This window comes from Dictyoglomus sp. LHC4 (assembly GCF_055181355.1).
Map to the genome: position 1 here is coordinate 678,280 of NZ_CM143707.1, position 15,872 is coordinate 694,151.

At 31.6% G+C, this 15,872-nt stretch carries 13 protein-coding genes; 3 read left to right on the forward strand and 10 right to left on the reverse strand.

The features are described from left to right. Position 1 precedes the first annotated feature (1 nt). Together ACY3JO_RS03315 and ACY3JO_RS03320 are read left to right on the forward strand one after the other, a co-directional pair. Positions 2–2,926 carry an SLBB domain-containing protein gene (locus ACY3JO_RS03315; protein ID WP_463085401.1) on the forward strand — a complete coding sequence of 975 codons (2,925 nt, stop codon included), beginning with the start codon at positions 2–4 and terminating at the stop codon, positions 2,924–2,926. A gap of 26 nt (positions 2,927–2,952) precedes the next feature. Then, positions 2,953–3,714 carry an alpha/beta hydrolase gene (locus ACY3JO_RS03320; RefSeq protein WP_463085402.1) on the forward strand — a complete coding sequence of 254 codons (762 nt, stop codon included), beginning with the start codon at positions 2,953–2,955 and terminating at the stop codon, positions 3,712–3,714. Here the strand turns inward: ACY3JO_RS03320 and ACY3JO_RS03325 are convergent. The 3 genes from ACY3JO_RS03325 to ACY3JO_RS03335 all read right to left on the reverse strand — a co-directional run bounded on the left by ACY3JO_RS03325 (position 3,711) and on the right by ACY3JO_RS03335 (position 8,500). Further along, positions 3,711–4,409, reverse strand: coding sequence for an SOS response-associated peptidase (locus ACY3JO_RS03325; RefSeq protein WP_463085403.1), 699 nt, complete (start codon positions 4,407–4,409; stop codon positions 3,711–3,713). The genes ACY3JO_RS03320 and ACY3JO_RS03325 overlap by 4 nt on opposite strands. Before the next feature lie 100 nt (positions 4,410–4,509). Beyond that, positions 4,510–5,379 (reverse strand): PorV/PorQ family protein, encoded by an 870-nt coding sequence (locus tag ACY3JO_RS03330; RefSeq protein ID WP_463085404.1) that lies wholly within the window; start codon positions 5,377–5,379, stop codon positions 4,510–4,512. Between the two features lie 40 nt (positions 5,380–5,419). Then, positions 5,420–8,500, reverse strand: coding sequence for a M6 family metalloprotease domain-containing protein (locus tag ACY3JO_RS03335; RefSeq protein ID WP_463085405.1), 3,081 nt, complete (start codon positions 8,498–8,500; stop codon positions 5,420–5,422). A gap of 92 nt (positions 8,501–8,592) precedes the next feature. On the opposite strand from ACY3JO_RS03335, the gene ACY3JO_RS03340 reads away from it, so the two are divergent. Next, positions 8,593–9,180, forward strand: a complete 588-nt coding sequence (locus ACY3JO_RS03340; RefSeq protein WP_463085406.1) for a hypothetical protein — start codon at positions 8,593–8,595, stop codon at positions 9,178–9,180. Here the strand turns inward: ACY3JO_RS03340 and ACY3JO_RS03345 are convergent. From ACY3JO_RS03345 to csm2, 7 genes are read right to left on the reverse strand one after another with little or no spacing between them, the layout of a single operon-like run. After that, positions 9,164–10,033 carry a damage-control phosphatase ARMT1 family protein gene (locus ACY3JO_RS03345; RefSeq protein WP_463085407.1) on the reverse strand — a complete coding sequence of 290 codons (870 nt, stop codon included), beginning with the start codon at positions 10,031–10,033 and terminating at the stop codon, positions 9,164–9,166. The two genes, ACY3JO_RS03340 and ACY3JO_RS03345, sit on opposite strands and share 17 nt — an antisense overlap. A gap of 59 nt (positions 10,034–10,092) precedes the next feature. Then, complete coding sequence (gene csx2 / locus ACY3JO_RS03350; protein WP_463085408.1) at positions 10,093–11,271, reverse strand: TIGR02221 family CRISPR-associated protein; 1,179 nt, start codon at positions 11,269–11,271, stop codon at positions 10,093–10,095. 10 nt (positions 11,272–11,281) lie between these two features. After that, complete coding sequence (locus ACY3JO_RS03355; RefSeq protein ID WP_463085409.1) at positions 11,282–12,547, reverse strand: hypothetical protein; 1,266 nt, start codon at positions 12,545–12,547, stop codon at positions 11,282–11,284. After that, positions 12,540–13,604, reverse strand: a complete 1,065-nt coding sequence (gene csm5, locus ACY3JO_RS03360) for a type III-A CRISPR-associated RAMP protein Csm5 (RefSeq protein ID WP_463085410.1) — start codon at positions 13,602–13,604, stop codon at positions 12,540–12,542. The genes ACY3JO_RS03355 and csm5 overlap by 8 nt, the downstream gene beginning before the upstream one ends. Before the next feature lie 15 nt (positions 13,605–13,619). Beyond that, positions 13,620–14,639 (reverse strand): type III-A CRISPR-associated RAMP protein Csm4, encoded by a 1,020-nt coding sequence (csm4, locus tag ACY3JO_RS03365; RefSeq protein ID WP_463085411.1) that lies wholly within the window; start codon positions 14,637–14,639, stop codon positions 13,620–13,622. After that, a complete protein-coding gene (csm3, locus tag ACY3JO_RS03370) occupies positions 14,629–15,393 on the reverse strand; it encodes a type III-A CRISPR-associated RAMP protein Csm3 (protein WP_463085412.1) in 765 nt (254 codons plus the stop codon). The genes csm4 and csm3 overlap by 11 nt, the downstream gene beginning before the upstream one ends. Continuing rightward, the gene (gene csm2, locus ACY3JO_RS03375; protein ID WP_463085413.1) at positions 15,386–15,871 is read right to left on the reverse strand and encodes a type III-A CRISPR-associated protein Csm2; all 486 of its coding nucleotides are present in this window, start codon (positions 15,869–15,871) and stop codon (positions 15,386–15,388) included. Before csm2 ends, csm3 begins: the two co-directional genes overlap by 8 nt. Position 15,872 lies beyond the last annotated feature (1 nt).

The following is a 15,872-nucleotide window of genomic DNA, read 5'->3' on the forward strand; positions in this document are numbered from 1 at the left end:
GATGGAAAGGAAAGTATATTTTTTTGTACTCATATTTTTAATTATATCTTTAGTAGCATATGCTCAAGAGGGGGCAGTTGGAATAGAGGGTATATACTCTGGGAAGGTTATTGATCCAGAGAAATATTTATTAGGACCTGGTGATATTCTTAGAGTATACATAATAAGGGAGACAAATGAGACTTTGAATTTTAACTTAACAGTTTCACCTACAGGATATATATTAGTGCCTCTTGTGGGAAATATAAAAGTATTGAATGTGACTTTGGCGGATGCAGCTCAAGAAGTAACAAAACAATTGATGAGATTTTATCCAAGATCTAACATTATAGTGGATATTATTAATATAAAAAAGGTAAATATTGTTATAACAGGAGAAGTAGTAAATCCAGGTGCATACAGAGTTCTTGCTATAAGTACACTTGATGATGTAATAAAGGTTGCTGGGGGTTTAAAATCTTCTGCTTCTACGAGAAATATACAGATAAGGCGAGGAGATAAGATAATTAATGTTGATTATATGAGATTTCTTAAATATGGAGATTTGGAGCAAAATCCTAATATAGAAGAGGGAGATTTTATTTATGTCCCATTAATGATGAAGAGTGTAAAGATAGTAGGGCAAGTAAGGAATCCTGGTGTATATGAGATAAAAGGAGGAGAGAGATTAAAAGATTTAATAAATATGGCGGGAGGATTAACAGCGAGTGCATCATTATATGATGCGGTATTAGATAGGGTAAATGGAGAGAGAATAGAATTAAACTTATATGGGCTGATATATGGAAGTAGTAAAGAGAGGGAAGAGGCAAACATAGAGTTAAGGGATGGAGATGCGATAACAATATTAAGGGAACAAAAGAGGGTCTATGTTTTGGGATTTGTGAGGAATCCAGGTCCGGTACAACTTGTAGAAGAGGCAAAGACATTGGCACAAGGAGTGGAGACAGCGGAAGTGATAGGAGAAGCGGTAATGGGAGCGAAGGTAAGTGAGATAATAAGGAAGGCGGGAGGGGTATTACCAAATGGAAGTACAAGGAATATAGAGATAAGGAGAGGAGGAAGGGAGGACAACAAATTTGTAGTAGACTTATACAAAGTATTGGTATTAGGGGAGAAGAGTGAAGAAGACATAAAGGTGAATCCAGGGGATGTGATATATGTACCACCTATAACGAAGAGTGTAAAGATAGTAGGGCAAGTAAGGAATCCTGGTGTATATGAGATAAAAGGAGGAGAGAGATTAAAAGATTTAATAAATATGGCGGGAGGATTAACAGCGAGTGCATCATTATATGATGCGGTATTAGATAGGGTAAATGGAGAGAGAATAGAATTAAACTTATATGGGCTGATATATGGAAGTAGTAAAGAGAGGGAAGAGGCAAACATAGAGTTAAGGGATGGAGATGCGATAACAATATTAAGGGAACAAAAGAGGGTCTATGTTTTGGGATTTGTGAGGAATCCAGGTCCGATACAACTTGTAGAAGAGGCAAAGACATTGGCACAAGGAGTGGAGACAGCGGAAGTGATAGGAGAAGCGGTAATGGGAGCGAAGGTAAGTGAGATAATAAGGAAGGCGGGAGGGGTATTACCAAATGGAAGTACAAGGAATATAGAGATAAGGAGAGGAGGAAGGGAGGACAACAAATTTGTAGTAGACTTATACAAAGTATTGGTATTAGGGGAGAAGAGTGAAGAAGACATAAAGGTGAATCCAGGGGATGTGATATATGTACCACCTATAACGAAGAGTGTAAAGATAGTAGGGCAAGTAAGGAATCCTGGTGTATATGAGATAAAAGGAGGAGAGAGATTAAAAGATTTAATAAATATGGCGGGAGGATTAACAGCGAGTGCATCATTATATGATGCGGTATTAGATAGGGTAAATGGAGAGAGAATAGAATTAAACTTATATGGGCTGATATATGGAAGTAGTAAAGAGAGGGAAGAGGCAAACATAGAGTTAAGGGATGGAGATGCGATAACAATATTAAGGGAACAAAAGAGGGTCTATGTTTTGGGATTTGTGAGGAATCCAGGTCCGATACAACTTGTAGAAGAGGCAAAGACATTGGCACAAGGAGTGGAGACAGCGGAAGTGATAGGAGAAGCGGTAATGGGAGCGAAGGTAAGTGAGATAATAAGGAAGGCGGGAGGGGTATTACCAAATGGAAGTACAAGGAATATAGAGATAAGGAGAGGAGGAAGGGAGGACAACAAATTTGTAGTAGACTTATACAAAGTATTGGTATTAGGGGAGAAGAGTGAAGAAGACATAAAGGTGAATCCAGGGGATGTGATATATGTACCACCTATAACGAAGAGTGTAAAGATAGTAGGGCAAGTAAGGAATCCTGGTGTATATGAGATAGTTGCTGGAGATAGAATAAGGGATATTTTATTAAAGGCGGGAGGAATTACGGAGAAGGCATCAAGAGAGAAGGGTCAGTTAGAGAGAGTAGAAAACGGTAAAAAAGTGGTTTATGAGTTTAGAGTAGATAATGCTGTAAAGGGAATAGAAAAAGATAATTTAGAACTTGAAGATGGTGATACTATCTATATACCAGAGCAAAGAAGATTAGTTTATGTATTAGGACAGGTTAGTAATCCTGCTGCTTATGAATATAGAGAAGGACGTAAGCTTACCGAATATATAGGTATGGCAGGAGGTTTAAAAGATAGAGCAGATCTTGGAAGAATAGCGGTAGTAAGGGAGATTGATGGTAAAACTCATATTATTCCTGTTAACATGAATGAAATTGTTAATAAAGGAAGAAGTGATCTGGATATTGAAATAAAGGAAAATGATATCATATTTGTACCTGAAGTATTTATAAAAGGTTGGCAGGATATTGTTTCTATAATTTCTGGTATTTTCTATGTTTATACCATAGTAAAGCCTTTTGTGGGATGGTAAACTGCTAAGACAAGGGGGTCTTAAAAATGATTTATTCCTTAAAAGAGGGAAATCCCAAAAGGGGATGGGTGGTTATTATACATGGTCTTGGAGAGCATAGTGGAAGATATAGAAAAATGGTAGAAGATTTTGTGAATATGGAATATGGGGTTATTACCTTTGATCATCCAGGGCATGGTAGAAGTGATGGTAAAAGGGGAGATACTACAATAGAAGAGATTTTAAATGTAATTGATGATGTTACTTTTGGTATTTCTAGATTTCATGTTTTTGGGCATAGTCTTGGGGGGCTTATTGCTGTAAGATATACTCAAGAAAGGCAAGACAAAATTGAGAGCCTAGTAATATCTGCTCCTTCTTTGGGAGTTAAGGTTGATCTATTGACAAATTTTGTAGCAAGAAGTATTGGTAAGCTTTTTCCACATATCACTATAAATAATAAGTTAGATCCCGAGTATTTATCCAGGAATAAAGAAGTAATTAAAAAAGTTGCTAATGATCCTCTTATGCATAGTAAAATATCTTTTAGGCTTGGATTAAGTATGATTGAGAATATTAGATTAGCTCATGAAAAGGCTAAGGATATGAAAGTACCAACCTTATTTCTTGTTCCTACTGAGGATAGATATGTGGATCCAAATAGGGCGAGAGAATTTTTCAAAAAACTTACCATAGATGATAAGAATTTAATAGAATTTCCAGGTGGATATCATGAACTTTTTGAGGATGAAGAATATAAAGATAGATTTTATAATGCTATCTATGATTGGATAGAGAAACATAATTAAAGATCAAGCTTGTTTTGCCTTCCTAAATAAAAGATTTTTACAGGTCTGATAAGATCCTCAGAGTCATTTTGAGGATTGTTAACTTTTTTAGATACAGGATAGGCTTCCATTTCCTCTGCAGGATAAGGCTTTAGAAGTGAAAGAAGCTTATTAATATCTTTTTCTTCTTTATTTACCCATATTTTCTCATTCTCTTTACTAAGTATTACGGGCATTCTTTCATGAATCTCTTTAACTAACTCATTTGGTTCTGTAGTTATTATAGTGAATGTTTTAATTGCTTTTCCCTCTGGGCTAATCCAGATATCATAGATTCCTGCAAAGGCAAAAAGAGAATTATCTTTCATTTTTATATAATAAGGTATTTTTTCTTTACCCAACTTTTTCCATTCATAAAATCCATCAGAAGGTACTAAGCAACGTCTCTTTAAAAAAGAATCTTTAAACATGTCTTTTTCAAGAAGGGATTCTGCTCTTGCATTTATAGGTCTTTTTTTAGACCTTTCTTTTGACCAATGGGGTATAAATCCCCATATCATTTCTTCTAATTTGTTTGGGCTTCCTTGAAAAACTATTGGTACAAGTTGATCAGGGGAGATATTATACCTTTTTTTTAAATTAACTTCTACTATAATTTTTACATCAAATCTCTCAGGTATTTTTTCTACTTGAATAAGTGTAAATCTACCACACATAAATTATCTCCTTCTATTCCTTTTATAAAATTGTATCGTATCTATATAAAAAAGGCCTCCCATGTAAGGGGAGGCCTTTTTTTGTGTATTATTAAAGGGTTTAATATTTTAATGAGAGACCAAAGACATGTTGGTTAGATAGATCTTTTGAATACAAGAAGGCATAATCAAACTGGATATTATTAAGATTGAATCCTACTCCTATACTGAAGGTGTTTTTCTCGCCATTATATCCTGTTCTGAAAAGTACAGGTATTCCAGGTATTTTTATTTCTGATCCTATGTGCAATCTTTGATAAAAGTACATTTTATCATATAGAGATATATCTAATGCAAGGGTTAATGATACTGATTTAAGATCTAAATTTAAAGCAGAACCTAAAACTAAGTCCTCCTTTCCTACCGACTCTGTGGTCCCAGTACTCCACTTAAGATAGCTTATAGGATTGTACCAACAAGCACCTATTTTTAACATATTATTTACTTCACATATAGCTCCAAGATCAAATCCAAAACCCGTAGCTTTGGCGGTATCAAGGGTAGCAGAATATATATGTCCCCTAAATCCTAAGCTTAGATTTGGAAGAATTTTTCTTGCTATATTTAAACCTACTGCATTTTCTTGAAATGGAAAAAGAAGCTCCTCTTCATTTGTAATCCCTTTGCTTTCTAAACTGGCTCCTGCTATTGTTCCATTTATATTCCATGCCCCTCCAATGAATTCTACTCTTGTAAATCCTTGTGGTATTTGTAAGTGATTAAATCCAATTGTCCATAAATCTATATTGGTAAGTCCCGCGGGGTTATAAACTAAACCGCCTAAGTCATCTGAAATTGCTACATAGCTTTCACCCATACCAGCTGATCTTGCATTAAGGATAATGGGGGAGAAAGCTCCCCCCGTACTACTTGCAAAGGTATATGATAAAAGGAATATGCCAATTATACTAATCAAAATTATTTTTTTCATAATTTTAATCCTCCCTCATACTCTACCAAATTATTAGATATTACTTAATTATACCTATGAATCTATTTATTCTCACCTCTCCTTGATCAGATGTTGCTACAATCTGGAATAAATATAGACCATTCTTTAATGTTTGACCTTTCCAATTTATTCCATCCCACAAGATGCTATAATTGCCCGCTGGCAAGTATCCTAAATATCTTTCATAAAGTTTAACACCGGAAAGATCGTAAACTATAAATTTTACATTTGCATTTTGGGTTATATTGAAGAAAATTTCAGCAGGACCTTCTTTAGGATTAAAGGATTTAGTGAATTTTGTTACATTCAAAAGTGATAATGGCATTGTAGAAGTTATGGTAGTGTATAGATTCTTAGTATTAATATTGTTTGTCTCATCTTTAGCAATTATTTCAATTATGTATTTTCCATTTTGCTGGACAGCTCCACTTTCATCTTTTCCGTCCCATGTATATTGATATGTACCATTTGTGACCCTTGTATTATTTATTAAGGTCTTAGTTAACAAATTCTTTTGACCATTAATTGTGTTGTAAACTTTTATTGTTAAGTAGGAATAGCCAGTTTCCTCTGAGACTGTTACATTTATATTACAAATTTCACCTTTCGAAGGATCAAATACAGAGGTTACTGTAGAAGTTATACTGGGAGGATTTGTAAGTAAATCTCTAACTTTTTTCATTATTGTTCCAGATACTGATGGATCTACCCCTTCTAAACCAAAGGCAAGATACACTACGCCAAAGTGTTTTTCTGGATCTATACAATATAAACCTGCTGTACCTGATGAGGCTATAACCTTATTTACAATAGATGGAGATTTCTTTACCTTTATTTTATCTGGAATTTTTATTTCGGGTATTATAGGAGATGGAGAAGTAGTTTTATAATACACAAAGATGGGTACTGCACCTTCTAATGGATCGATTTCATCTAAGTAAAGCTGGTTTCTAATGGAGTCACTTGTATTAATATCAAAAGATATATTTGCAAATGGGGTATTACTTAAACCTTTTACAGAATATATTCCTACATCATCTTGTACAAATTCTGCTTTTAAGTATTGATTATAGAAGGTCGGACTAATATAACCTGCGGAGTATCCCCATCCAAGATCTTGGCTTGATATAAATAATTTTCCTCCATTATCTAAATATCTCATTATTTCATCTTGTACTGATTGATCATATATGGCTCCCCAATCTCCTGCCCATACTACAAAATTGAACATGGCCATAACATCTGCTGATGGTACAGCTTCATCAGAGAATACATCTATTATAAAGTAGTTGATATTAGCATCTATTAGGGCTTTTTCTATGTATGGAGCTATACCAAAGTTTCCTCCATCATCGGATACTAGTAAAGTTTCAATGGTTGCTGGAGTTGTGAATGATTTTGTTGCCCATTGAGAGTAACCTATAGAGTTTTTAGATCTTACTCTTACATAATAAGTGGTTCCTGGAGATAAGGTTTCCACAAGGGTTGGTCTATATTCATTTTTGTCTGTAGTTATATCAATAATTTTCTTTGTAAAGTTTGGATCTTCTGCTACTTGAAGCTGGCTTTCAGTGCTATTTGGAGCTACCCACTTAAAGAGAGGTCTTAATGTATTTGGATTCTCGTTTAACCATGCAAAATGTCGTATAAATGTGGGTGAGGATGGAACTTCCAACGGTTGTACATATATATCACAGGTAATATCTTCACCAGAAACGGCAATATTTCTTACAGCAACTCCTGTAGGAACTTCTCCGTAAGCATTACTATTTGGTGTGCTATTGGCATCAAATGTTTTATTTCCAGTTGATCCAGGATATGGATGTCCAGAATTTCCAGAAGATACTCTTTTTTCAAGTTGCCATGAGCCATTTGCCTGTTCAAGGGCTACAAGATAATGTAATGTGGGATCAAGCCCTGGATACCACTCTATATCATTTTGGTAACTTCTCATATTTTCATCCACATGGTATATGAGAAGTCCAAATCCTCTTAGGAAACGATCAAATCCAATAGCTTGTCTATTTTCCAATAAGAAATATTGAGGACCTTCGTCTCCGTCAGTCCAAAGTTTGTATACTACTGGTTTTCTTTCTACAGGTGGAATTGTAACATTAGTTGAATTTTCTTTTGGAACAATTGGTGTAACCCATCCAAGCTGGATTTTACTCCATGCATCAAAATGGGAAGGCCCACCACCAAGAGTATATCCTCCAGGACCGATAGGTCCATTCCATGATCCTGCTGCCATAAGACTCCATATTCCAAGCCCCACTGAAGAGTAGTCTCTATCATATAGATCTGGAAGCCTACCGAAAGCATGCCCCATTTCATGTACAAAAACCCCTACAGTTTGAGGAACTATTACAGAATTTCCTTTATTATCTTCGTCTAACATATATTCTGGCTGAATAGTATATCTTATTGGAACTTTTTGGCCATTTATGGTTACATATACTGCAGATGCATGAGACCATATATCGTTGGAATCTCCTGTCCATTCAGCTCCTTGTCCAGAATGGATAATAAAGATTACATCATAATTTCTCAAATCATAACTATTTTCTAATGCATTTTGTAAGACTTCTCTTACTAATTCAAAGACTCCTCCATTAAAACCATGATTTCCATCGTTTATATATGTGGTATAGGTATATTTTGCTGTGTACCATGGGAGTACGGTGGCTGTGATATTAAATTGATCATAAGAATTTTCTAAATAAAACTCTTTTACACTTCCCACATTATATGGATTGATATTACTCCAGTCTGCCCCAATACTGTTAAAAAGTGTATCGAAGTAGTTTGAAGGAATAATATTCTCTGGTTGTCTTGGCTTATCTGTGAATTCTACTGGAATTACAATTGCTCTACCTATTCCTTGAGCTCTTTCAATAGTTCCATAGATTCTAATTCCTTGAGGTATGTTTTCGGGGGTTACTTCTGGAAGTTTTGGAATTTCGATTTTCTTATTTAAGAGTTTTTCATGCGGAGGCATTATGTGTACCTTGGTGATTGGAACAGCTTGTGCAAAGGTAAAGGTAAATAATAAGGTTAGAAAGATAAAGACTGTGAGAAGAATTGATATACCCCTTCGCATCTTCAACCTCCCTCAAATAAATTTTAGTTCTCAATTAGTAATTATTATATAATAAAAATAGTGGTTTTATGACAAAGAAAGGAGGGGAAGAAATGAATATTTTAAAATTTTTAATTATGATTTTAAGTCTTTTATTTCTTTATCAATATACCTCAGCCCAAACTATGCCAATTGTTGAAAATAAGAGTTTGGTTTTGGCGAGGGTAAAAAGTGTATCTTTAGGTAAATTTCCATATGTAGAGTTAGTGTTAGAAGTATTAGAGAGTAGATCAGTAGAAGGGTATAAAAATTTTATTAAGAAAGGAGATTTGATTTTAGCTGTGCCTTACTCTCTGAAAAATATAGATTCTAAAGTTTTGATCCTTCCTGAAAATAGAAATTTACTTTTATGTTATTATTTGAGACCTTTTGATCTTATCTATGCTACTATAGAGCTTGTAGGAGACGAAAGAGGAGCAGGCTATGTTATAAGAGAGATAGAAAGGGTGGGGGATATTTCAAAGGATAATGTTAAGGATATAATCAAAGATTTTATGAAGGTTAGAGGATTAATAAAGGAAGAAGATATTCAAGTAGAGGTGGTAGAAAAAGATAATTATTTTTTTATAAAAGTTTTTGTAGGGGATAAAATATATAATTTAGTGTTAGATAAAGCTCTTGCTATTATCTCTTTTGATTAGCCCTTTCATATAAAAATACTGAGTCTCCTTCATTTACACCTAAATTCTTTGCCACAATTTCACATTTTGCCTTAAGTAGGAAGAAAATATTGTAGCCTCTTCCTTCTAAACCCTCATAATTGGCTTGTCCTTTGGATATGATCAATTTTGCATTATAGAAAATATCTTGATATTCATTAGATCCAAGCTCAGGTGGTTTTCCTACAGATCCTGATCCTGTAGTAATTACCTTAGAGTACTTGTTAAGTCCAACCTCTATTGCATCTTCAAGTATGGCATCATTTATTATAGGATATTCATTTATAACACTTATAATATTTTTCTTTTTAGATAACTCTTCTATCAGAATCCTATCAAAAACTATCTCACCTGCATTGTCTAAAAGATAAAGGATATCATCTGTCTTTTCCAACTCTTGTTTGAAATAATGATAGTGATCTATTGCAAGAGGTGTATTTATGATATCTTTAATATATTCTCTTAAATTTAATTTGGATATATCAAGGATACCAAGATCAATAATATTTCCTGCTATAGCAACTTTTATAGCTGTATAAAGGGGATCTTCGGAAGTTTCTACAATATTTTTAAGAGTATCATATAGCTTAAGGGTTAGGTTATTATAATGTTTCTTTTCCTCATAATAAGGGTCTTTAAGATCTGCTATCTCATAGATTTTTTTAAAGGTTAGATAAGTATTATAGGCTGGGGATTCTGTTGGTGATAAAGTAGATATATACTCGGCAGCTTTTCTTATTATCTCAATTTTTTTTTCTTCAGATAGATTAGATCTCTTTAGTGCAGAAAGGGCTTGTTTTAAAAAACATGGATAACAATCTAATTTTGTCCACATAGCATTTATTTTTTACTTAATTATAAGACAAAAGTCAATTAAAGTAATTTTAAAGAAGATTATTTTTTAAGTTTTTCATAAAAAATTAATGATGATTTAAAAAGTTCAGAGAATTTTTCTTTATCCTTTATATGTTGATATAAAGAGTAATTGATTATATTTCCGTGTACAGCACTATTTCTTACCATTTCTAAAGTTTTAAAAGTATTCTGCATCCATTCTTCTTTTAATATTTTGGGAATTTTACCTCTTAAAAATTCCTTTCTATTTGGTATATCAGGAATTTTATTAACTCCTAATTTTTTTAGCATACATATGGTTATAGCCTCATATATTAATATGAGGCTTTTCAGATATTGATTTTTCTCAAAAAAGTATTTTGCTCTTTCTACCATTCGGTCTTCTAAGAACTCCTTTTCAAGGAGAGGTTGTAACTCTCTCTTTATATTTTCGGCACATACTCTTTTGTATATTTCTTCAATTTTATTCAATTTTGTAATAATTTCTTTTAATTCTTTTTGAGGTCTCCCGTTCATCTCAATTTGAAAATATGTATTTTCTGTATTTTGAATGCCAAGATTTTTGAGAATCTCTGGAAAGTAGCCTGAATGTTTATAAAGTTCATAGGATGTGGACAATCTGAATAGCTCATTTATAAAATCTATTTTTATAACAGGTGCTTCATCTCCTTTCATTTCTAGAGCTCCATAATATATATCTAAGTCTACGATCTTTTTAAAATTTTTTATATACATTAAGGAAAAACTAAGGATAAAGGGCATAAATCTATAACCATGAGTAATATCCAATATTATATAAAGTTCATCGTCAGGAAGGTTTCTTATTAAAAATTCCACATAAAATTTGTAATCTAAAGGGTCTATATTTATTAGCTCTATACCTGGTATATAGTTAGAAAGTTTTTCTTGCCACTCATTTAAAATATCTTTGGATATTCCAGATTTTTCTTCATCGCATACTTTATAATATAGTTCTTCTAAATTATTTTTATAATCATCATCTATTGTGTCGATAATTTCAGACCATGATGATTTTTCTGTACCAAAGATATACCACCTATCTATATTCTTCTCTGTAGATAAATATCGATAAAGGGCTGATCCAAAAAAGGCAGTTTCATAGATTTGTCCATTTTCAAATTTATATTTTGTCTTTATATAACCTTTTCCACTTTGATTTCTGCCAATTCCTATGATAGAAAGCAGTATATTTTTCATTTTGCTATTCCTAAGGTTTTAAAAAGTCTTTTATGTAATCTTCAATTTTTTTCTTGTGATCTTTATCAAGAATTTCTCCTAATTTATAAGATAATCTTAAATTTTCATTATCTTGATCTATAAATTCATACAATAATCCTGCGTGGGCATTAAAATTTCTTTCTAAGTTTGAAGAGGGATATTTTCTTTCTCTATTACCCTTTTCAAATATCTTTTTGAAATTTTCCAGCTCATTATCAAGTAATGTATATGCACTCGTCTCTTTAAAATAATTTTTGATTATTTTCTCATTAAAGTCTCGTAGGATTTCTATTTTTACCCATTTTTTATGTCCTTCTACCTCTATTTTGTTTTCATATTCCTCATATATTTTATAAAAGGTTTTAAGAAGGTAAATGTAAATCCATAAGTTACCTAAAGGATAGTTCATGGATAAATTTACTATTTTTGTATTATCTTCTTCTATTGATAGTTGGTCAATTAATTTTTTTATTCTATTTAGAGTGAGTTTTTCACAGGATAAGTCTAATAGATTTTTAATATCTTTCCAATCTATTATGGTGAGAAAAGCTAATGCAAAGCCCCGCTTTATGGCAGATATACATTCATTAACATGATAAATTATGTGTTTGATAAAATTGAATTCTTGATAAAGATGAGAATATTCATCGCCAAAATTAAAGGGTATTTTATTTATATTCTTAAAATAGTCTACAAAGAAAGGTACATTTGCCTTCTCAAAAGTAATTTCGTGAGTAGTTTTATCTTTATTCAATGGAGTTAGATATACGTAGTAAAATTTAGGAACTTTGTTTTCACAAATATAGTTTTTGGTTTTTTGAGCCACAATAAATCTTCTAAAAGCTTCAACAAGGATCAGAATTTGAAAGTTTAATCCTCTTGATATATCTAATATTATTTCGTCTATATTTTCATCGATATTATCTTGCATAGCTAAAAAGGCAAAGTCTGCTGTAATTGTGTTATCTATAATAAAATTTCTTTCTTCATAATTTCCTTTTACTGGAAGTGTTTCACATCTTATCTGTTCATGGGTTACACCATGCTTTAAAAGATCTTCAACTATTTTTTTCTCTTCAGCCTTATTTAGGGATTCTGGTCTTAAGAGAAGTATTTTAAAGTTTTCATTTTCAGAGATAAGATATTTAGCTATAGCTTCAATAGTAGACTTTCCATTAAAAGATTTTTTATTCTCTATTATATAAGTAAAATCTTTTCCTTCTTGTGGTACAAGAGCACATATTAGCTTACTCATATCTTACTAATGCACACCATCCTAAGGGATAATATTTTTCTCCTATTTTTAAAGCCCATCTTGTGGAAGGGAAGAACTTTGGGTCTATTTTTCTTTTATTTATTACTTTTTCCTTTAATTTGTCCTCTGGTAAGAAGTATCCTAAAGAATTAAAATAATAAGTTTTCCCAAATCCTATAGGAATATATACAAGTTTATTGTTTCCCAATCTTTTTTCTATTTCTTCATAATGTTCTATAAGGTCATTAAATAGATTTTTATTTTTTTGATCTTTATTTTTTAATCTTTCTAAGATTTCTATTTCTTTTTTAACTAATTTGGTAGAATATTTTCTTAGACTTTCCCAAAGTTTATCATCAGGTTTATCATCTGGATTTTTAAAAAACTTGTTCCAGAAATTAGGAAGATTTTTGTTATATATTATCTCTGTATAAAACTCTTTTGATAGTGGTATTGCTAAGATGTATTGAGAAAGTTTTCTATGAGGTAACCTTTCTATTTTATAAAGTTCTAATTCTGTAAATGGAATACCATTAGTATCTCTTACTATTATGTGCTTCATAATATCTGTAGAGATGTCTTTTGGGTTTTCCATTAAAGCTCTATCAACTTCTTCTATTATATCAAGTTGATTTTGACCTTTACTGGATTTTTCATTAAAATAATAAAAGAGTAAGGCACTTCTTATGATTCCTTTTAAAGTACTTCCTGGAATGTAAGCTTTATTTCCTGTGGTTATTGGCATATATATGTTTCTTCTTTTCGAAGAGTTTATTTCAGTTACATCCCCTTTAATCTTAAAGGTGTATTTTGTTACCTTGTCTATGTTAATTTTTTTATCATTTAGGAAGTCAAAAATAGTTTTATTTCGGTTTACTATTAGGTCTGAAAGCTCAGAAATAAATAGCTTTATATCTTTTTCTTTAAAGAGATCTAAAATTTTTTCTTTATCTATTATTTTTAATTCATTTCCTTGAATAATACAGTCTGTAACATTTGAGATTTCTTCACTACTTCTTATTAAAGTAGGGGTTATTGTTTTTATTTTAATCTTCATTTTACAATCCCCTCCTCAAGAGAATTTCCATCCAATGGATTTTCCATAGGAGATAACTCTCATATCTTTTATTGGTGAAACATCCATATTTTGACCTATATATGGGGTCTTTACTAAAGCTCCTTCACCTATTTTGTAATGAGTCTTTTTTCTATAACCTGTTGGTTTCTGATAGTATATGAATCCATCTCTTTTTACTAAATTAAAATATATGATATTATCTACTTCTTCCCTTCTTGGTAAGCTTAGAGATAATGTAATTTCAAGATCTCCATTGTCTGGAATTTCTGATTCATCTTTTTCATAGTAGTCAAATTGTCCTCTTCCAGTACTTCTTTCCCCACCAATACCTTCTTCTATAAGCAAGTTTAAGGCTGGAATAAACTGGTTTAAGGTATCATCTTTAGCTTTTATGAAATATAAAAAGGGCATAAGTTTTTTACCTGTAGATGATTCAATAGAGAAAAGCTCTAAGTTTTCTTGAAAATAAAGCCCTTGTTTTTTTTCTTCTGATGTTGGTACTCTTGGTATGGCTACTTTAGGTTCTAAATTTGTTTCCATGAAAATAATATTTTCATTTTTTTCTCTAAATTCCTTTAATTCTTCATATTCTTCTATAGAGATTAAGAATTTTGAATTTATGGGTTTTAAGTTTCCTGTTGACTTTAAATAGATAATTTCACTGTCTTTGTCATAATACTTAAGTAATTCTTTTAGTCCATTCCACGAAATCCATTGAAATCTTTTATATTTTTTGTGATCTCTTTCGTCATCTATATTTATGGGAATATTGGGCATTGGTAAGAAGAGTATATCTTTTGATGGTCCTCTTAGTCCTGGAAATACTGATGAAATTATTAATTTCTCTTCAAATTCATTAAACTTATTCTCATCAAATATTTTAAATAATGAATTACTGAGGGCAGAAAAAAGTGTATCCGAGTGAATTAAATGAGAGGTTCTATCCATTCTTCGAAGTCCTATATGTAATAAAATATGACCTTCTCTAAATAGCTTAAATATTTCAACTCTCATTATTATTCACCTTCAATTTGCGATTTAATTCGTTTATCAATTCGTTAATATCTATGTCAATTAAAGATTTTATGTTTGTAGAAATAGGAGTTTTTTTATTATCTTCCATATAAGCTCTAATATTCTTTACATAAAAATTAAGGTTTTCAAATTTGATTTGTCCATAGCCTCTGGTACCGCTTCCTCCTAAATAATCGTCCTCTAATAATCTTAAACCTTCAATAAATCCAGTTATTAACTCTTTTATGTTATCATTTTTGTAAAAACTTATAACACTTGAGAATTTAAATTTTGCTCCTGCTGGGACCCTTTCCATAGTTCTTAAAGATAAGGCTGTACCTTTTATTCTATCTATAATATTTTCATTTTTTTCTTCTGTATATTCTCCTTCTTCTAATATTTCTCCAAATTCTCTTTTGAAGTGGTCTTCATCTAAGAAGGAGTCTCTAACAATTAAACGGTTTAAAGTTTTATTTTCTACTGAGTGGGAACCAAAAAGATTACATATTACACAATTTTTTTGACCACAACCGCATGGTTCACTGCTATCTAAATTTGATAGAGCTCTTTCAAGTAGAAATCTAATCTTTCCTTTTAAGGAAGAGCCTGGTATATACGGTACACCTTTGACTGTTTTAATAACAGGGTTATCAAGTCCTCCGATTTCCCCTGTTTCTTTAGATCCACCTATATGTAAACCAGTGAGTAGGGTTATTTCACCTTCTATAAATAATTTACCTATGAATTTATTCATTATTCTCCCCTCCCGTACCCTCAAAAAATTTCTGATATGCAACTAAGGCTTCAGCAAATTTTTTAATATTTTCAATATCCTTTATATTTTTAGCACTTTCTATAAGATCTTTAAAAATTATATAAACTCTTCCTAAAGCTTTTTTATTTTCACCTTTTTCTTTTCCAACCATATATGCTAAGAAAGGAATTTGTAAAAGTAATTCATTTAAATTCTGAGCCTTTTTAATTTTTTCGTAAATCTTTCTCATTTTTGTAGATGTGATTTTATCTTTTCCAGTATTTTCTTTTATAAAATTTTTAATTTTATTATCTAAAATAATAAAATCCTCAGGATCTAGTTGGGTGTAATTTAAAATATTTGATATATAGTTTTCTCCCAGCATATTTTTAACATCGTTCCTTAAATCATCTTCTGTTATATTTTTCTTCTCTCTTTGAGAATCATCTTTTGATTTATTAAATGGTACATTCTTCATT